Below are 19756 nucleotides of genomic sequence, written 5' to 3'. Positions count from 1 at the left end.
AACAGGTTTCTTTTTGTTTTATGTATAAAAATCTATTTATGCATCTTGTGGAGTTGTTAAAATAATTTGAACAGTACCTCCTCTTTCAGAACGTTGTATGTTACAAATTCTTTCTTTTTGTGCTGGACCTAATGGTAAAGTTGGGCAAGGTTTGTCTCCAACTAATTGAATACAATCAGTACAGTTTACTGGAAAAACACCAGGATTTCCTTGATTTTCTTGTAGTGCTCTATTGTAAATAGTTTCAATTGATGTGTTTTCTGGTCCATAATGCCAGCCTAAACCAGCATCTACTTTCATCATCATATAACAATTTACCCCATTTACACAACTAATATCATATGCTTCAAAGCAAGGTGTATTTGGATTTAAGGTAAATTCAGCAATGTTAGTACCAAATTTTCCGTTGTTAAAATCTGCACCTTTAACAGGGCATTGAGGTTCTATATAAAAACCAACATTTCCACTAAAACAAGCACCTTTAGAATCAAATACTTCTGTTGCTCCTGCAGCTAATAAAAATTTACCACGAAGTTTGTTTACTTTTGTAAGAATAGGAAAATCACTAACTTTTGCAGGACTAGGACAACATTTATTTGCTTTGTTGTCTGCTGCAAAAGTTACAAATACTTCAACTGCTTCTTTAGTGTCGTTTTTTACTGATAATTTTGTGTAATCTGTACTCATAATTTTAAAATTAAGTTAATATATTAAGTTGGTTTGGTAATACATTAACAATTTTACAACTACTTATTAGTTGCTTTAAGAGTAGAAATACTTGTTTTATAATTTGGAGGTTTCTATCAAAAATGTAAGTGTTAGTTCTTGTTATAATTATAACTTTTCAAAAATAAACTCAATTTTAAAATCCTCAGTAGATACAGTTGCTTTTAAATGGTTGTTTTCTATATAATATTTTATTTTTTTAGGAAATTCATTTTTTGGGTTTTCACATACAAATGAAGAATCAGTTTGTTGTGTGAATTTAAACAAAGTTGGGTTTTCATTTACACCTTCAACTTTTAAAAATAATGTATCATCTAGAGTAACAATATTTAATATTTCTTTAAAAGTAGTATCATTCTCTTTTAGTGTATAACCCAAACCTTTTAGGTTTGCATTCCATTTTTCATAAGTAATGCTTCCTTTTTTGTCGTTTACACGGATCCAATCTCCAACTAAAAAAATAGGTTTTTTAGTTTTACTTTTTTCTTTATCGCAAGAAAGCATCAATAAAAAACAACAAGTAAAAAGTAGTATTTTCATAAAAATAGTTTGCTTTCTTCAAATATACCTATAAAAATTGTAAATTCGCAATCCACGAAAAGACAGAAGATGTTAGATAAATTAAGAATTGTAAAGCAACGTTATGATGAGGTTTCTGATTTAATTATTCAGCCAGAAATCATTATGGATCAGAAGCGTTATGCGCAATTAATGAAAGAATATAAAGATTTAGGAGATGTTGTTAAAAAAGGTGATGAATATCAAACCTTAATGAACAATATAGAAGAAGCAAAGGAGATTCTTGCAGATGGTTCTGATGCTGAAATGAATGAGATGGCGAAGATGGAAATTGATGAAGCCAATACTAGAATTCCTCAATTAGAAGACGAAATAAAATTCTTATTAATACCAAAAGATCCAGAAGATTCTAAGAATGCTGTAGTAGAATTAAGAGCAGGAGCAGGAGGAGATGAAGCTAGTATTTTTGCTGGAGATTTATTTAGAATGTATACCAAATATTGCGAAAGTAAAGGATGGAAAGTTTCTACGGTAGATTATTCTGAAGGAACAAATGGAGGATTTAAAGAAATACAATTCGAAGTTACAGGAAATGATGTTTATGGAATTTTAAAATTTGAAGCAGGTGTTCATCGTGTTCAAAGAGTTCCTCAAACAGAAACACAAGGACGTGTACATACGTCTGCTGCAACTTGTATGGTTTTTCCGGAAGCAGAAGAGTTTGATGTTGAAATTAATCCAAAAGATGTAAGAATAGATTTTTTCTGTTCTTCAGGACCAGGAGGTCAGTCTGTAAATACAACATATTCTGCAGTTCGTTTAACACATATACCAACTGGTTTAGTAGCTCAATGTCAAGATCAAAAATCTCAGCATAAAAATAAAGAAAAAGCATTTAAAGTGTTGCGTTCTCGTTTGTATGATATGGAATTGGCAAAGAAGAATGCAGAAGATGCATTAAAACGAGGTTCTATGGTTTCATCTGGAGACAGAAGTGCAAAGATTAGAACTTATAATTATGCACAAGGAAGAGTAACAGATCACAGAATTGGTTTGTCATTATATGATTTGCCTAATATTATGAATGGAGATATTCAGAAAATTATTGATGAATTAATGTTAGCTGAGAACACAGAGAAGTTAAAAACATTAGGAGACGGAATATAGTTTTCATAATTTTAAAACAAAAAAAAAGCGATTATAGCTTAGGGGTCTATTAATCGCTTTTTGTCTAAAAAAAATGAAGACTTCTTTAGTTTTAAATCTTAGTTTTTGGGGATAAGAAATATTTATACTACAAATATATGATAGTATTTAACTCCTCACAATACCCATTTATGGGGTTTTTTTTCGTTCACCCAAAAAGGTGAAGTACATCACTATTTTCAGGGAGAACAATAAAAATGTTATTAGAGTGATTATGTTTAGAGCATAAAAAAAGCGATTAAAGTTAGGGACTTTTAATCGCTTTTTATATAAATAATGTTTGCTTCTTTATTAAATCTTAATCTTGGGGGATAAGAAATAATACTACTACAAATATATGGCAGTATAAAATATTATACAATACCCATTTATGGGGTTTTTTTACACTCACCGAAAAAGGTGAGATAGTTCACTATTTTCAGTGAGAATAATTCATAAAATTTGATAAATTTAGGTATAAAAAAAAAGCGATTAAAGTTTAGAAAACTGTTAATCGCTTTTCATGTTAAACAATTGATCGAAAGAATCTACAACATTATAAATTGTTGATAATAGATTACTTACCCTACAAATATACATTAGTAATCTGATATTCACAATACCCATTTATGGTGTATTTTTTTCCTCACTGAAAATAGTGAAGCACTTCACCATTTTCAGTGAATAAACTAAAGAGCAGTTTTGAGATTTAAATTTAGTGTATAAAAAAAAGCGATTAAAGTTTAGGGCCTATTAATCACTTCTTGTGTTAAACAAATATTTAAGAAATCTACAAAGCTAAAAGAAAAGTTAAAATAGATTACTTATACTACAAATATATAATAGTTTTAATCTATTCACAATACCCATTTATGGGGTATTTTTTTCTTCACTGAAAACGGTTAGAAGACTCACTGTTTTTGGGGAAGTTTTTTGAGCACCTTTATTTAAAATTTTGGCAATAAAAAAAAAGCGCTTAAAGTTCACTAAACTTTAAGCGCTTTTAATAATTAAACAAATACTTTAAGAATTTTAAACATATAAAAATGTTTAAAAAACCATCTAACACTACAAATATATAGTAGAATTAATAAATGGACAATACCCATTTATGGGGTATTTTTCTTCTCACGGTTTTTGGTGAGAAAATTCATCTAAAACCGTGAGAAAAATCTATTTTTTTCCGAATAAATGTAATTCAGTAAATTCTTTATCTATAAGTATAGATTTAGTTCCACCATTTTTTACATCATCTAACGGTATTTCTACATTATCAATTTGTACAGAAGTTATTGTAAAAGGAAGATTATGTAAAACAATATTAAATTTAGAATAATCTGCGTTAAAATCTCCTCTTTTATGTTGTTGTAGAATAAACTCTTCTTTTTTACCTGTTAGCTTAAATGTACGTAAGCTAAATCTTCCTTTCTTATAATCATAACCATCATGTGCATCATCATATAATTTAGAAACTTCTTTACCTTTTTTATAATATACATCTAAAGTAATCTCATCAAATTTCTTTTCGCCAACATATTGTTGTACTGGGTATTTAGGAATAACTGCTCCCTCTTTTATAAAGATTGGCATGCTATCTAAATCAGCATCAACCCACATTTCTTTTCCACCTTCTATTAATTCATCTGTCCAGAAATTATACCATTTACCTCTAGGAATATACATTCTTCTTCCTTTTGCATTTGGTTCTTGTATTGGGCAAACTAAAATTTGTTCTCCAAATACAAACTCATCGCTTCTGTAATGTGTTGCTGTATCTTCTTGATCGTATAAAACTAACGATTTTAAGATAGGAGTCCCTTCGTTTATATATTTCCAAAAAGCAGTATATAAATAAGGTAATAATTGATACCTGAGCTCTACAAACTTTCTTACAATATCTGTAATTTCTTCTCCAAAAACCCAAGGTTCTTGATCTCCATGATCTCCAGAAGAATGAACTCTACAAAAAGCATGGAAAATTCCTAATTGAATCCAACGAGCAAATAATTCTCCTTGTGGTTGTTCTGCAAACCCACCAATATCTGAACCTGCAAAAGAGAAACCAGACATTGCCATTCTTTGTGCTTGATTATTTGCAATTGCTAAATGTTCCCAAGTGGCAACATTATCTCCCATCCAAGTAGAAGTATATCTTTGTGCACCAGAATAAGCAGATCTTGTAATTACAAAAGGTCTTTTAGGATATGCATATTTTTTTAAACCATGATATGTAGCACGTGCCATTTGGGTTCCATAAATGTTATGTGCTTTTCTATGAGAACAAGGATTTCCATCAAAATCATGACGAACATCATCTGGAAAAGATTTGTTAGGAACATCCATTACAGCAGGTTCATTCATATCATTCCAAACACCTTTTACACCAATATCTTCAATTAATTCTTGAAATAAACCAGACCACCATTCTCTAACTTCAGGTTTTGTGTAGTCTGGAAAATAACATTCTCCAGGCCAAACTTTACCTTTCATATATGGACCATCTGCACGTTTACAGAAATAATCTTTATCTAATCCTTCTTTAAAAACATCGTATTCTAAATCAATTTTAATTCCTGGATCTATAATTACAACGGTTTTAAAACCATCATCTTCTAGTTCTTTTACCATTCTTTTTGGGTCTGGAAAATAATTTTTATCCCAAGTAAAACAACGGAAACCATCCATATAATCGATATCTAAGTAGATAGCATCACAAGGGATTTTTAAATCTCTAAAAGTATTTGTTACCTCTTTTACATTAGCTTCTGGGTAATAACTCCATTTACATTGGTGAAATCCTAAAGCCCATAATGGAGGTAATGCATGAGGCTTACCAGTTAAATCTGTATAATTAGCAACTACGTCTTCCATTTTTGGTCCGTAGATGAAATAATAATTCATTTCACCTCCTTGTGCCCAAAAGCTAGTTACATTTCTTCTTTCATGTGCAAAATCGAAATGAGTTTTAAAAGTATTGTCAAAAAATATACCGTAAGATTTATTGTCTTGGATTGCAGTATAAAAAGGAATTGCCTTATAAATTGGATCTGTATTCTTACCAAAAGCATAAGAATCTGTTGCCCAATTTTCGAAGCGTTTACCTTTCATATTTACATCTACAGGTTTATCACCTAAACCATAATAGCTTTCTGCTTTTTGACAGATTTTACTCATTTTTACAATGTCTCCACCAAACTCGTAACTTTCTTCCCAATGAAATCCAATTTCATCTTCGTTAATTAATTTTAAATCTAGTGCATCGTATAAACTTACTTGTAAGCTTTGTTTTTCTACTTTACAAATTAATTTAGAAGTGGTAATAATATAATGTGTTTTATCTTCGGTAACTTCTAAAAAATTATAACCTCTAGAAGCATGAATTGTAACACCGTAAGAAAAATCATTTTCAAACTTACCTGTGGTAGCATATCTAAATCTAATAACACTGTCTCTTACTACAGTAAGTTGTAAAACAACATTGTTTTTTGTTGTAAAATATAATGTGTCTACATCTTTTTTGTAGTTCACAATTTCTGATGGAAATAAATTTCCTTTTTGTTCTAATTCTGTATTAACAATCATTTTCTTGGTTGTTTATTCGACTTATAAAAATCGTAAAAGATTATATCATTATTGCTAATAATCTTCTTTTTCTACGATAACGTATTCGTTCTGTTTGGGGGCAAAAATATTGCTTATTTATTTAAAAATAAGCGTAATAAAAAAACTTTTAGATATTATTAAAACTTTTTTTAAAGTCTTAAAAAAGCTTTATTTTTTTGAGAAGTTTAAAATATTAAACCCTATTTATTATTAAAATATCATAAATAAAGAACAAATAGAGTCTAAATTTTAAATTACTTATACTTATAAGCAATCATTCCTAATGGAGGTAAATTTAATTCAATAGAATTTTCTCTACCATTCCATTCTTTTATGTCTGAAGTTAATTTTTTGTTTTTAAAGTTATTTGTTCCATTATATTTCTTAGCATCGCTATTAAATACTTCTTTTAAAGTGCCTGCTTTTGGTAAACCTATTCTGTAGTTTTCTCTAGGAACTGGAGTAAGGTTTAAAATAATAATAAGATTATCTTTTTCATTTACACCTTTTCTTATGTATGACATTATAGAGTTTTCATGATCACCATGATCTATCCATTCAAAACCTTCATGAGAAAATTGTTTTTCATGTAGAGCAGGTTCTTTTTTGTATAACTTATTTAAGTCTTTTACTAAAGTCTGTGCTCCTTTATGAACATCATAATCTAATAAATGCCAATCTAAACTTCCATTAAAGTTCCATTCACTTGTTTGTCCAAATTCTCCTCCTTGAAATAATAATTTAGTTCCAGGATGTGTATACATCAAACTGTATAGCATTCTTAAGTTTGCAAATTTCTGCCATTCATCACCAGGCATTTTATCTACAATAGATTTTTTACCATACACAACTTCATCATGAGAAAGTGGTAGCATAAAATTTTCTGTAAATGCATAGTTTAAACTGAATGTTAATTCGTTTTGATGATGTTTTCTGTAAATAGGTTCTTTAGAGAAATAATCTAAAGTATCATGCATCCAACCCATCATCCATTTCATTCCAAAACCTAAACCACCATCGTAAATTGGTCTAGATACTTTTGGAAATGATGTAGATTCTTCTGCAATTGTTTGAACATCTGGAAATGCTTCATAAACTGCAGCATTCATTTCTTTAATAAAATTAATAGCATCTAAATTTTCTCTACCACCAAATTCATTTGGTTCCCATTGGCCTTCTTCTCTAGAATAATCTAAAAATAACATGGAAGCAACTGCATCAACTCTTAATCCATCTGCATGATATTGGTCCAACCAAAAGATGGCATTACTAATTAAAAATGCTTTTATTTCATTTCTACCATAATTGAAAATTAAACTTTTCCAATCTTGATGATATCCTTTTCTTCTATCTGGATGTTCATATAAATGAGATCCATCAAAGAAACCTAAACCATGATCATCTGAAGGAAAGTGTGATGGAACCCAGTCTAATAATACTCCAATTCCTTTTTCGTGAAATTTATCTACTAAATATTTAAATTCATCAGGATAACCAAAACGAGATGTTGGTGCAAAATATCCAGTTAATTGATAACCCCAACTTGGGTCATAAGGATATTCCATTATTGGCATAAATTCTACATGTGTAAAATTCATTTCAGCAACATAATCTACTAAATCATCTGCTAATTCTCTGTAACTTAAAAAACGTCCTTCTTCAACTTGTTTTTTCCAAGATCCTAAATGAACTTCATAAACAGAAAAAGGTGCATCTAATGCATTATTTTTCTTTCTATTTTTCATCCATTTTTTATCTTTCCAAGCATAATCATCTTCCCAAACTACAGATGCAGTTTTTGGTGGATGCTCACATCTTCTTGCAAAAGGGTCTGCTTTTTCTGTTGTAATATCGTTGTTAGAACTTCTTATTTTATATTTATAAATACTTCCTTTATGAACACCTGGTATAAATCCTTCCCAGATTCCACTTCCATCCCAACGTACATTTAAGTGATGTTCTCCTTCTAACCAAAAATTAAAATCTCCAATTACAGCAACTGATTTTGCACTTGGCGCCCAAACCGCAAAATAAGTTCCTTCTACACCATCTACAGTGATAATATGTGATCCAAATTTTTCGTAAAGACGATAGTGTTTTCCAGCCTGAAAAAGGCTGATATCAAATTCTGTAAAAAGACTGTGTGCTTTTGTTTGTGCCATAGTTTTATGAGTTCAAAATATTTGCAATACCTTTTAATGGAATAATTGTCCATTTTGGTCTTGAATTGAGTTCGTAACCTAACTCGTAAATTGCTTTTTCTAATAAGCAATATTTTAATAAAAATCTTCTTTCGTTTCTGTAACCTATATGCAGATTAGCTTCTTTTGTGGTTGCTACATAAGTTTCCATAAAAATTGAAACCATGTATTTGTATAATAATTCACCATATTCAAAAAGGGCTGTTTGCTCTTTTTTGTAATCATCTTGATGATTAAATATGGTTGAATAAATTGCGTAATGAAAAGATCTAAATAAACCAGCAACATCTTTTAAAGGTGGCTGTTTTACCTTACGATCTCTAATTGTACTTTCTGGTTCTCCTTCAAAATCTAGAATACAAAAATCATCATCTTGTACTAAAACTTGTCCTAAATGATAATCTCCATGAATTCTAATTCTTTCTCCTTTTAATTTGGTCCAATCAAAATTTACCAAACGTTTTCTAATTTCATTTTTCTTTTCTAGAAATTCTTCAGCAAGCTTTAAAGAGTAACCTTCTAGCTTATGTAAATTGTTTTCAGTAAGATTTAATCTGTTTTGAAATTGATATGTTAATCTGTTTTTTAACCAAACAGTATAATCTCCATTAAAACGAGTAGGAGTAAAGGATGTGTCTGCAAATTCTGAGCCTAAAGCAATGTGCATTTCTGCAGTTCTTTTAGCTAATAATTTCACTTTATTTAGCAAATGCAGTCCTATCCAATCTATAATTTGTGGAGAAACTTCAGATATTTTAACTCTATCAAACATTTCTACATCTGGTAAATCTGTAAAAGAAATGTTTTTACTATCTATAGTTTTATATATTTTATGAATTTCTTTTAAAAAATACTCCCAAGCATCACCATTATTAGGTACTAATTTTTGCATTAGACCAATGGTAATATTTACATTTTCAGAATCTATAATATTCATGCCTCCTAAATATGGAGGCGTGTTTTTAAAATCTTTTTTATCTGATAAAAAACGACTCATTTCATAGTCTGGGTTTTTATCAGCATATATTCTTCTAAAAAATTTTAAAATAAAAGTATCATTATAGATAATAGAAGTGTTGCTTTGTTCTACTCCCATAAATCTAGAAGACTTATAAGATGGGAATTCAAAACCTTCTGTTTTGTGATATTGAACAGGAGTTTTATCTACTGGTAAAGCAGAACTAATTCTTTCGTAAACTACTTTTCTAAAGGCTTCTAAATGCATTGCATCTATAATATAACCTTCTTGGTCTTTTAGTTTTAGAGGAAGAATTTTTCCTTCTTTAAGATAGTTTTCATCAGAAACAAAAGCAATTGGTAAAAAATAATGATGATAAAAAGCTTCTACAAAATTAACTTCTAAAATTAGTCCAAAATAGACTTCTCCACTTTTTTGTATTTTAAAATATTCAATTAATTCTATATATTTTATGCTGCTAGATTTACCTCCATACCAACGTTGTTTTTGTATATAATCTTCTAAAATTTCTGATAAAAAAACGAATATAAATTCTTTATCTTCAATCAATTCTTCCCATTTGTTTTTTGAGGAAAATAGTGAAGATAAAGAATTTATATTCGTTTTTTTTGTCATTATTATTTGTTGATTTTAAAAATATGAAAAGGTAATGTTGCATGTAATTCTACATAATTCCATTCATTATACCAATTGTAACAATTTCTTGTTACTAAGTCTTCAACTTCAATTTTTTGCCCATGATTTATATTTAAGTCATGAAGAGGTAATTGAACAGAACCAGATTGCGAATTATATGCGTCTAAACTTATAACTGTTAAGGTTTCATTGGTTCTATCATCATTCCATTTATAAAATGCAATAATTTGATCATTCCCAGTTTCTATAAATTTAATGTTATTTGTTTGTTGATATGATTCATTCTCTTTTCTGATGTTATTTATTTTAGAAATTAAAGTAGTTACTTTATTTTCCTTGAACCAATCGTAATGACAAAGTTGAAATTTTTCTGACATATAATATTCTTCCTTTCCAGGAATAGGATCACTAATCATTTGTTCAAAAACAGGTCCATAAATACCAATACTAGAACTTAAAGTTGCAGCTAAAGCATAACGTTGTATGTATTTACTTTCTGGTGCACCTTGTAAATGAAACGGATTAATATCTGGTGTGTTTGGCCAGAAATTTGGTCGCATGTACTCTCTTTGTTCTGTTTGTGTTAAATCGTTGACATACTCAATCAATTCATGTTTAGAATCTCTCCAAGTAAAATATGTATAAGATTGTGTGTACCCTTGTTTAGCTAATTGTTGCATTACTTTTGGCTTTGTAAAAGCTTCTGCTAAAAATAAAACATCTGGATGTTGTTTTTTTACTTCAGCAATAATCCATCCCCAAAAATAGTATGGTTTTGTGTGTGGATTATCAACTCTAAAAACATTAATTCCACAATCAATCCAATATAATAATGTGTCTAAACATTCTTTCCAAAGATTTTTAAAGTCTTTACTTTCCCAATAAATTGGAAGAATATCTTGATATTTTTTTGGCGGATTTTCTGCATATTGAACAGTTCCATCGGGTCTCCATTTAAACCAATCTGGATGTTCTGTAACCCAAGGATGATCTGGAGCTGCTTGTAAAGCATAATCCATTGCAACTTCAATTCCTAGCTCTTTTGCTTTAGCTACTAAGTTTTTAAAATCTTCAATAGACCCTAATTCTGGATGTAAGTCTTTATGACCTCCATGTTTAGAACCAATTCCCCAAGTAGAACCAACATCTCCATCTTGTGCAACAGTGGTGTTGTTTTTACCTTTTCTATTTACTTCGCCAATTGGATGAACAGGAGGGAAGTACAAAGTGTCAAATCCCATTTTTGCAACTCTTGGCAATAATCTATGACAGTCATTAAAGGTACCATGTTTGCCTTCTTGTTCTGAAGCAGAACGTGGAAAAAATTCGTACCAAGTAGAAAATCTAGCTTTTTTTCTGTCAACATAAACTTTATATTCTGGAGAAGTTTCAGTTAGAAATTTCTGAGGATATTTTTTGAATAAGTTCGTTGCTTTTTCAGAAACTGCTTCTTTAATAGCTTCTGCGTATGTTTCACTATTTTTAAAAATGAAAATTAAATGAAGTAAATAATCTTTTTCTTCTGGAGAAACTTTATCTGTAAGTGAAGATATTAATTCTGCACCTTCTAATAATTCTGAGTTTACATGTTGATAATCATCTATTTTTCGTTGTAAACCATGTTGCCAGTTCAAGATATAATCTACCCAACCTTCAACTTTATAAGAATAATATCCTTGTTTTTTAGTTTGAAAACTAGCAGTATATTCATCATTAAAAGTAGGAGACATTCTAATCTCTGACCATTTTTTATCTTTTTCATGTTTGAATAAAATACTAGTTTGAAGAACATCATGTCCATCAACTAAAACATCTGCAGTTACATTTACAATTTCATCTACAACACGTTTTATAAATATGGTTCCTTGGTTTATTTGTGGAGCAATATTTTCTACTACAATTCTACTTTGATTTTGCATTATTTGGTTGATTTTTTTAAAAAAGAGAAAAATAAAATCTGTTCTATCCTATAATGGTTCCTTTAGGTATTGTAGCATCTTTTTTAATTATTACAATTCCTTCTTTTACCATATAAGAATCTGTTTCTATATCTTCAATATGTGGTCCTCCATTAATTCTTACATCATCTCCAATTCTACAGTTTTTATCTACAATACAGTTATGTATGTAACATCTGTCTCCAATTCCCATCATAATATCTATATTTTTATTGGCAACATCTTCTAAAGATTCGTAAGAATCATTACCCATCATATAGGTGTTAGAAATTAAAGAATTTTTTCCAATTCTAGAACGAATTCCAATAACAGATCTTTCTATTTTTTCTGCATGAATTAAACATCCATCACCAATAACAGCTTTATTTAAAATAGAACCAGCTATTTTAGAAGTTGGTAATATTCTAGGTCTTGTATAAATACTTTTATTGTCGTATAAATTAAATTGAGGAACATCGTCAGTTAATCCTAAATTAGCTTCAAAGAAAGAATCTATGTTTCCAATATCTTCCCAATAACCCTCGTATTGATAACTTAATGTTTTATGACTGCCAATGGCCTGAGGAATAATTTCTCCACCAAAATCATTGGTGTCTGGGTTTTCCATTAACTTAATTAATAAATCTCTATTAAATATGTAAATACCCATAGAAGCTAAGTAATTTCTGTTTTGAGCTTTCATTTCATCACCTACATCAGAAGTCCAATTTGGTAACAATTCTGCTCCGGGTTTTTCTATAAAAGAAGTAATAATGTTTTCCTCATTTGTTTTTAATAATCCAAAAGAGGTAGCATCTTTTGCGTTTACAGGATAAGTTGCAATAGAAATTTCAGCACCACTTTCTTCGTGTTTCTGAATCATATCATTAAAATCCATTTGATATAATTGATCACCAGAAAGGATTAAAGCATACTCAAAATCATTTGCTAGAAAGTGATGCATACTTTGTCTTACAGCATCTGCAGTTCCTTGAAACCATTTGTCACTATTTATTGTCTGTTCAGCAGCCAATACATCAACAAAGGCAGAACTAAAAAAACTAAAGTGATAGGTGTTTTTAATATGTGCATTTAAAGAAGCAGAATTAAACTGAGTTAAAACATACATTCTTTTAATATCAGAATTAATACAATTAGAAATAGGAATATCAACCAATCTATATTTACCAGCAATTGGTACTGCAGGTTTAGATCTATCTTTAGTTAATGGGTATAATCTTGATCCTTGGCCTCCACCTAATATAATACCTAATACTTTATCGTTTATCATTGCCTTAGTTTTTTATTGATTTATATAATTCTTCTACTTGTTTTGCTATTGAAATCCAATCAAAATATTCTTCTACTCTTTTACGACCTTTTGTAGCCATTGAGTCTCTTAATTCTGGATTATTTATTACTTTATTCACTCCTTCTGCTAAATCTTTTGCAAATTTATCTGGATTTATTGGCTCAAACGGAGCAGCGTTTTGCTGTTCTACCGGAATTAAAAGGCCTGTTTCTCCATGAACAACGACTTCTTTTATTCCTCCAACAGCACTAGCAACAACAGCTGTGTTACAAGCCATTGCTTCTATGTTTATAATGCCAAAAGGTTCATAAATAGATGGACAACAGAATACATCTGCATGAGAGTATAACTGAATAATTTCTTCCTTTGTGACCATTTTATCAATCCAGATTACATTTTTACGAGTTTTTTTAACTTCGTTAACAGCATCTTCCATTTCTTTACCAATTTCTGGAGTATCTGGGGCACCAGCACAAAGAACTACTTGCGTCTCTGGATCTATATATTTTATTGCATTTACTAAATGTATAATTCCTTTCTGTCTAGTAATTCTTCCAACAAAAAGCACATAAGGTTTATTTTTGTCTACACCATATTCATCTAAGGTAGATGTTTCTGATGTAGTCATATATTGCTGTAAGTTTATACCATTGTAAATAACCTTTATTTTACTTTCATCAACATTAAAATGTTTTAGTACATCTTCTTTTGTTTCTTCAGAAACGGCAATTAGAGCATCTGCCATTTCAATAGCAGTTTTTTCTATCCAAGAAGAAGCATCGTAACCACGACCTAATTGTTCTCTTTTCCATGGCCTTAAGGGTTCTAAAGAATGTGTAGTAATTACTAAAGGAATTCCATAACAAAGTTTTGCCACAATACCTGCAAAATGAGAATACCAAGTATGACAATGAATAACATCTGCATCAATAGGATCAGCATTCATATGTAATCCTGTGCTTAAAGTTTTAAAAATGGCTTTAAGTTTATCGTCAGAATTATCAAAAATAGGATTTTCATAAGGAAATCCTTTTACAGTTGGATTATTTTCAGAATCATTTTGGTCTCCAAAGCATCTAACTTCAACCTTCATAAGTTTTGCTAATTCTGCTGCTAGATATTCTACATGAACACCTGCACCACCGTATACATAAGGAGGAAATTCTCTAGTATAAAAAAGGGCTTTCATAAAATTTTAGTAATTAAGTTTGTTAGTTGTTTTAAGAATCATAAGATAAGAAAATACAATTGAATGTGCTATAAAAGATAGCCCATTTATTTAACAATCATTATTATTACGATACTCATAATAATAAGTTGTTATCTAGTATTTTTTTGTAAAATTATCATTAGAATTTAAAATATTTGCTTAATATATTAACCTATTATAAACAGAAATTAACTATTTCTTTGTTTATTAATCTCGTCTTGAAGTTGTCTTCGTAATTTTTGTTCTCTTTCTAAAGATTTTTTTCTGTGCTGTTCAAATTCTTGCTCTACATCTATTAAATTATTTAGAGCTTGTTTAGTTAAAACATTGCTTCTAAAAAATTTGAAAACAAAGTAAGATAAACCTAACAGTAATAAAACAATAACACTCCATAATAGAAGATTATATGTAGTTTTACTTAATTCTATGCCTAATAAAGAAATTGAATTCTCTTTCTTTTTTGCGGTGTCTAATTCAAGCTTTGTTTTTGCTAATAGATTTTTAGTTTCCTCAATATTATTCTCTTCTTTTTTTAAAAGAATTTCTTTTTCAGAAATTATTTTTTTTGAAGAGTTTAGAGAATCTAAAACATTTAGTTTTAATTTTTGATAACGTTCTTTACTTATAACCTTGTATACTTGATACGATGTAGAAGTTCTGTAGATGTCATCAAACTGAGTTTCTAAAGAATTTATTTTGTTTGTAGTCTCTTGAGAAAAAGAGAATGTAATAGAAAGAGATAGTAATAGTGTAATTAAATATGGTTTCATTATAGAGAATTTATGTAATGTAAATTTATAAAAAAAACCCAAACAAAAATGTTTGGGTTTTTAAATATAAGCAAGTATTATTATATTATTTAATTTTCTCTACAACTGCCTTAAAAGCGTCTGGGTTGTTTACAGCTAAATCAGCTAAAACCTTACGGTTTAATTCGATATTGTTAGCTTTTACTTTTCCCATAAACTGAGAGTAAGACATTCCGTGTAAACGAGCTGCAGCGTTAATACGCACAATCCATAAAGAACGGAAGTTTCTCTTATTGTTTTTACGGTCTCTATATGCATAAAGCATACCTTTTTCAACCGCATTTTTTGCTACTGTGTAAACGTTTTTTCTACGTCCGAAGTAACCTTTTGCTGCCTTCAAGATTTTTTTTCTTCTTTTTCTTGAGGCTACTGAATTTACTGATCTTGGCATAATTTCAATGTTTTTTGTAGTAGGCGATTCACTTAAGAATACTTTTTATTTTTGCCTAACTCCATGGTTAATAATTAAATTCCCTAATTAAACTTATTTTAAGTTTAATTGTTGCTTAATGTTAGACTCATCAGATTTATGTACTAAACCATCATGAGTTAACTTTAATTTACGTTTTTTAGACTTCTTTGTTAAGATGTGACTTTTAAACGCGTGCTTTCTTTTTAATTTTCCAGTACCAGTAACTTTAAATCGTTTTTTGGCGCTAGATTTTGTTTTCATTTTAGGCATCTCTCCTTCGTTTTTAACTTGCTTAATATTTTTAGTAATAAAGTTGAAGGTTTCTAAAGTTACAAAGTTAAGTATGCACAAAACTTTAAGAACTTTAAGAACTTTTAAACTTTAAAAACTCTTTTTATTTTACTTTTTTAGGAGCAATAAACATAATCATACGTTTACCTTCTAATTTTGGTAATTGCTCAACTTTACCATATTCTTCTAATTCTTGGGCTAATTTTAATAATAAAATCTGTCCTTGTTCCTTAAAAATAATAGAACGTCCTTTAAAGAATACAAATGCTTTTAATTTAGCTCCTTCTTGTAAGAACTTAATAGCATGCTTCTTTTTGAATTCATAATCATGCTCATCAGTTTGAGGTCCAAAACGTATTTCTTTAATAGTTACCTTAGTTGCTTTCGACTTTAAGGCTTTTTCACGTTTCTTTTGCTCATACAAGAATTTCTTGTAATCAATAATTTTACAAACAGGAGGTTTTGCTTTTGGTGAAATCTCAACCAAATCTAATTCCTGTTCTCTAGCTAATTCTTTAGCTTTTGCTAAAGGATATACACCAACTTCGATATTCTCGCCCACAAGACGAACTTCGTCAACATATTTTATTTTTTCATTAATCCTATGTTGATCTTCTTTGATTACTCTTAACGGTCTTCTCGACCTGCTTCTACGAATTGCTATGACTTATAAATTTTAAGTTTAACTTATGGTTGTTTTCCAACCTTTTTGTTTTTTACTGAAATTCAAAATTAATTAAAATTTCTTCAATGTTTTACTTTCTTCGGCTTTAATTAAAGAAATAAATTCTTCAATTGTAAATGTACCAATATCTCCTTCACCATGTTTTCTAACAGAAACTGTGCCATCTTGCTCTTCTTTTTCACCAACAATAACCATAAATGGTATTTTGCTAACTTCTGCATCTCTAATCTTACGACCAGTTTTCTCACTTCGGTTATCTACGAGGGCGCGAATTTCGGAATTTTCTAACGATTCTAAAACTTTTTCTGAATATTTTTGATATTTATCACTGATTGGCAATAAGATAACTTGATCTGGCGTTAACCAAAGAGGGAAATTTCCTCCTGTATGTTCTAGTAACACTGCGATAAAGCGTTCCATAGAACCAAATGGAGCTCTATGAATCATAACAGGTCTGTGTAACTGATTATCTGATCCTTTATAGGTTAAATCGAAACGTTTAGGTAAATTATAGTCTACTTGTATGGTTCCAAGTTGCCAACTTCTGCCTAAAGCATCCTTTACCATAAAGTCTAATTTAGGTCCATAAAATGCAGCTTCACCTTCTTCAATTACAAAATCTAAACCTTTATCAGTTGCTGCACTTATAATTGCATTTTCAGCAATTTCCCAAGTTTCAGCATCACCTATATATTTATCTGGATTACTTTTGTCTCTAATAGATACTTGAGCAGTAAAATCTTCAAAACCTAAAGAACCAAAAACATATAAAACTAAATCTATAACATCTTTAAATTCTTGATCTAATTGTTCTGGAGTACAAAAAATATGAGCATCATCTTGTGTAAAACCTCTAACACGAGTTAATCCATGTAATTCTCCACTTTGTTCATATCTATAAACGGTCCCAAATTCTGCGAAACGCTTTGGTAAATCTTTATAAGAGTATGGTTTAAAATTGTAAACTTCACAATGGTGTGGGCAGTTCATAGGTTTTAATAAAAACTCTTCGTCCATTTTAGGAGTTTTTATCGGTTGAAAACTATCTTCACCATATTTAGCATAATGTCCAGAAGTTACATATAAATCTTTTTGCCCAATATGGGGTGTCATAACTTCTTCATAACCTGCTTTTTTCTGAGCAACCTTTAAGAAGTCTTGTAAGCGATTACGTAAAGCAGCTCCTTTTGGAAGCCATAAAGGTAAACCAGCTCCAACTTTTTGAGAAAAAGTAAAAAGTTCTAATTCTTTCCCAAGTTTTCTGTGATCACGTTTTTTAGCCTCTTCTAATAATGCTAAATATTCAGTTAACATTTTTTGTTTCGGAAAACTAATTCCATAAACACGAGTTAGTTGGTTGTTTTTCTCGTCACCACGCCAATAAGCACCAGCAACACTCATTATTTTGATTGCCTTTATGATTCCTGTGTTTGGAATGTGTCCTCCTCTACATAAATCAGTAAAATTGCTATGATCACAAAAAGTAATATCTCCATCTGTTAAGTTTTCAATTAACTCAACTTTGTATTCGTTGTTTTCGGCTTTATATAATGACAAAGCATCTGCTTTAGAAACAGAACGTAAAGAAAACTCATGCTTTCCACGAGCAATCTCTAAAAACTTATTTTCTATTTGCTTAAAGTCCTTATCAGAAATAACGTCATCACCTAAATCTATATCATAATAAAAACCATTTTCAATAGCAGGTCCAATAGTTAACTTAGCTTTTGGATGAAAACTTAAAATTGCTTCTGCTAAAACATGAGCAGAAGAATGCCAGAAAGCTTTCTTTCCTCCATCATCATTAAATGTATATAATATTAAAGAACCATCTGTGGTTAAAGGAGTAGAGGTTTCAACTGTTGTATCGTTAAAATTTGCAGATATTACGTTTCTAGCAAACCCTTCACTAATGCTTTTTGCAACATCCATTGGAGTGCTGTTTACAGCAAACTCCTTAATAGTTCCGTCAGGTAAAGTAATTTTAATCATTTAATGTATCCTATTTAAGGATGCAAAGATATTAGAAAACAATTTTTCACACAATATATATATGTACTTATTAAGTTTTGATGATTCTTTCTTTGTGTGTTTCTTTTTTTAGTTCAGTATTCATTTCAGGATTTCATTATATAATAAGGTATTCATAATTAAATAATGTTATTTCAAAAAAAAGGTCGGGCTTTCTACTATATCTTTTTATGGTTAATAGATTATAGTGTGGTTTATTCTCATCTTAATACCATTTACTTTATTAAAGAATTCAATTTTTTACCATAAAAAGGATGCCGTTTCAATCCCTAACACGACTTTTTTGCCAGCTGTATTTATATTTTTTTAGAATTTTTCATATTTATAGAGGCACTTTTGTAACTTCTATTTCAAAAAAAGCAATAGAAATATCCGTAATTCTATTTATAAAAAAGCGTAGTCAAATACATTGTTATTGCTTTAGTATAAATTACACAATTTTATTCAAAAAAAAACATTGGCATTTAAGTATCTTATTACAAGTTTTTTAGGGGTTAGGGTTAAATAATTTTAAAATTATTTCATTGTAATAGTTGTGAGATTAAAAAGGAGGTGTATATTTGCACCCGCTAACAGAAAATTGAGTATGTTGGTTATGTTCATTGAGGGGTTGTATTGCTTTGTAAAGCGAGATTTTTTTCAGATAAATTTTGTCAAATTTTATTAGAAATAATTTTCATTTTTATTTGGTTAGTTAGGTGAAAGAGTTGTATGTTTGCAGTCCGAAAAATTCGGCAAAAGTTCAGGTTTTTTATAGGGGTTAAAAAAAATAAAAATAAATCAAATTTTTTCTTGTTAGAATAGAAATAGTTTGTATGTTTGCAGCCGCTAAGAAATACAGTAAAAAGTTCAGAGAGATTTTGGAAAGGTTTTTAGATTAAAACCAACTAGTTCGATTCTAGTGTTTCTACAAATTAGGGTTTATATCGATTGTTTAATAGCATGAGTGCGATACCTAAAAGTTCATTGAAAATATTGAAATTGACAGCGTAAACAAAGAGTAGAATAACCACATTAAATTATTAATGTAAATTCTTTTGAAACTTATTCATTCAACATATTTAAAATATACAATGAAGAGTTTGATCCTGGCTCAGGATGAACGCTAGCGGCAGGCTTAACACATGCAAGTCGAGGGGTAACATTGGTGCTTGCACCAGATGACGACCGGCGCACGGGTGCGTAACGCGTATAGAACCTACCTTTTACAGAGGAATAGC

Annotated in this window: 14 protein-coding genes and 1 rRNA gene (1 of these 15 running past the window's edge); 2 read left to right on the top strand and 13 right to left on the bottom strand. The window is 29.7% G+C overall.

Going from position 1 to position 19756, the window contains the following annotated elements:
• Window positions 1–36: 36 nt before the first annotated feature.
• Entirely contained in the window at window positions 37–687 is a 651-nt protein-coding gene (locus tag PHEL85_RS07280; RefSeq protein WP_036823347.1) for a hypothetical protein, read from the bottom strand.
• A gap of 147 nt (window positions 688–834) precedes the next feature.
• The gene (locus tag PHEL85_RS07275; RefSeq protein ID WP_156109137.1) at window positions 835–1266 is read right to left on the bottom strand and encodes a hypothetical protein; all 432 of its coding nucleotides are present in this window, start codon (window positions 1264–1266) and stop codon (window positions 835–837) included.
• A 69-nt stretch (window positions 1267–1335) separates the two neighbouring features.
• Here PHEL85_RS07275 and prfA point away from each other — a divergent pair, with 69 nt between their 5' ends.
• Window positions 1336–2412: a peptide chain release factor 1 gene (gene prfA / locus PHEL85_RS07270; RefSeq protein ID WP_036823342.1), complete on the top strand. Its 1077-nt coding sequence runs from the start codon at window positions 1336–1338 to the stop codon at window positions 2410–2412.
• Window positions 2413–3603: 1191 nt separating this feature from the next.
• Here prfA and PHEL85_RS07265 read toward each other — a convergent pair.
• The 11 genes from PHEL85_RS07265 to thrS form a co-directional block, all read right to left on the bottom strand.
• A complete protein-coding gene (locus PHEL85_RS07265) occupies window positions 3604–6012 on the bottom strand; it encodes a glycoside hydrolase family 31 protein (RefSeq protein WP_036823339.1) in 2409 nt (802 codons plus the stop codon).
• Window positions 6013–6287: 275 nt separating this feature from the next.
• Window positions 6288–8195, bottom strand: a complete 1908-nt coding sequence (gene glgB / locus PHEL85_RS07260; RefSeq protein WP_036823336.1) for a 1,4-alpha-glucan branching protein GlgB — start codon at window positions 8193–8195, stop codon at window positions 6288–6290.
• 4 nt (window positions 8196–8199) lie between these two features.
• Window positions 8200–9828, bottom strand: a complete 1629-nt coding sequence (locus PHEL85_RS07255; protein WP_036823333.1) for a trehalose synthase — start codon at window positions 9826–9828, stop codon at window positions 8200–8202.
• Window positions 9829–9830: 2 nt separating this feature from the next.
• Window positions 9831–11768: an alpha-1,4-glucan--maltose-1-phosphate maltosyltransferase gene (locus tag PHEL85_RS07250; RefSeq protein ID WP_036823332.1), complete on the bottom strand. Its 1938-nt coding sequence runs from the start codon at window positions 11766–11768 to the stop codon at window positions 9831–9833.
• 43 nt (window positions 11769–11811) lie between these two features.
• On the bottom strand, window positions 11812–13077 hold the full coding sequence (locus tag PHEL85_RS07245; protein WP_036823331.1) for a glucose-1-phosphate adenylyltransferase: 1266 nt from the start codon (window positions 13075–13077) through the stop codon (window positions 11812–11814).
• Window positions 13078–13081: 4 nt separating this feature from the next.
• On the bottom strand, window positions 13082–14287 hold the full coding sequence (gene glgA, locus PHEL85_RS07240) for a glycogen synthase (protein ID WP_036823328.1): 1206 nt from the start codon (window positions 14285–14287) through the stop codon (window positions 13082–13084).
• Window positions 14288–14496: 209 nt separating this feature from the next.
• Window positions 14497–15078: a hypothetical protein gene (locus tag PHEL85_RS07235; protein ID WP_036823325.1), complete on the bottom strand. Its 582-nt coding sequence runs from the start codon at window positions 15076–15078 to the stop codon at window positions 14497–14499.
• An 85-nt stretch (window positions 15079–15163) separates the two neighbouring features.
• Window positions 15164–15508 carry a 50S ribosomal protein L20 gene (gene rplT, locus PHEL85_RS07230; RefSeq protein WP_036823323.1) on the bottom strand — a complete coding sequence of 115 codons (345 nt, stop codon included), beginning with the start codon at window positions 15506–15508 and terminating at the stop codon, window positions 15164–15166.
• A gap of 93 nt (window positions 15509–15601) precedes the next feature.
• Window positions 15602–15799, bottom strand: coding sequence for a 50S ribosomal protein L35 (gene rpmI, locus PHEL85_RS07225; RefSeq protein ID WP_036825989.1), 198 nt, complete (start codon window positions 15797–15799; stop codon window positions 15602–15604).
• A gap of 124 nt (window positions 15800–15923) precedes the next feature.
• Complete coding sequence (infC, locus tag PHEL85_RS07220; protein ID WP_081965092.1) at window positions 15924–16442, bottom strand: translation initiation factor IF-3; 519 nt, start codon at window positions 16440–16442, stop codon at window positions 15924–15926.
• A 114-nt stretch (window positions 16443–16556) separates the two neighbouring features.
• Window positions 16557–18497 (bottom strand): threonine--tRNA ligase, encoded by a 1941-nt coding sequence (thrS, locus tag PHEL85_RS07215; protein WP_036823317.1) that lies wholly within the window; start codon window positions 18495–18497, stop codon window positions 16557–16559.
• A gap of 1109 nt (window positions 18498–19606) precedes the next feature.
• On the opposite strand from thrS, the gene PHEL85_RS07210 reads away from it, so the two are divergent.
• Window positions 19607–19756, top strand: a 16S ribosomal RNA gene (locus PHEL85_RS07210); it runs 1370 nt beyond the window's last position.

Source organism: Polaribacter sp. Hel1_85 (assembly GCF_000766795.1).
Taxonomy (GTDB): Bacteria; Bacteroidota; Bacteroidia; order Flavobacteriales; family Flavobacteriaceae; genus Polaribacter.
Note: the sequence above shows the minus strand (reverse complement) of the source record. Positions and strands in the feature narration are given on the sequence as shown.

Excerpts from the sequence above, each read along its gene's own strand:
- PHEL85_RS07255 (WP_036823333.1), bottom strand. The coding sequence starts at position 9,828 with ATGACAAAAAAAACGAATATAAATTCTTTATCTTCACTATTTTCCTCA.
- PHEL85_RS07265 (WP_036823339.1), bottom strand. The coding sequence starts at position 6,012 with ATGATTGTTAATACAGAATTAGAACAAAAAGGAAATTTATTTCCATCA.
- PHEL85_RS07245 (WP_036823331.1), bottom strand. The coding sequence starts at position 13,077 with ATGATAAACGATAAAGTATTAGGTATTATATTAGGTGGAGGCCAAGGA.
- PHEL85_RS07275 (WP_156109137.1), bottom strand. The coding sequence starts at position 1,266 with ATGAAAATACTACTTTTTACTTGTTGTTTTTTATTGATGCTTTCTTGC.
- glgB (WP_036823336.1), bottom strand. The coding sequence starts at position 8,195 with ATGGCACAAACAAAAGCACACAGTCTTTTTACAGAATTTGATATCAGC.
- PHEL85_RS07280 (WP_036823347.1), bottom strand. The coding sequence starts at position 687 with ATGAGTACAGATTACACAAAATTATCAGTAAAAAACGACACTAAAGAA.
- PHEL85_RS07250 (WP_036823332.1), bottom strand. The coding sequence starts at position 11,768 with ATGCAAAATCAAAGTAGAATTGTAGTAGAAAATATTGCTCCACAAATA.
- rplT (WP_036823323.1), bottom strand. The coding sequence starts at position 15,508 with ATGCCAAGATCAGTAAATTCAGTAGCCTCAAGAAAAAGAAGAAAAAAA.
- PHEL85_RS07235 (WP_036823325.1), bottom strand. The coding sequence starts at position 15,078 with ATGAAACCATATTTAATTACACTATTACTATCTCTTTCTATTACATTC.
- prfA (WP_036823342.1), top strand. The coding sequence starts at position 1,336 with ATGTTAGATAAATTAAGAATTGTAAAGCAACGTTATGATGAGGTTTCT.
- rpmI (WP_036825989.1), bottom strand. The coding sequence starts at position 15,799 with ATGCCTAAAATGAAAACAAAATCTAGCGCCAAAAAACGATTTAAAGTT.
- thrS (WP_036823317.1), bottom strand. The coding sequence starts at position 18,497 with ATGATTAAAATTACTTTACCTGACGGAACTATTAAGGAGTTTGCTGTA.
- glgA (WP_036823328.1), bottom strand. The coding sequence starts at position 14,287 with ATGAAAGCCCTTTTTTATACTAGAGAATTTCCTCCTTATGTATACGGT.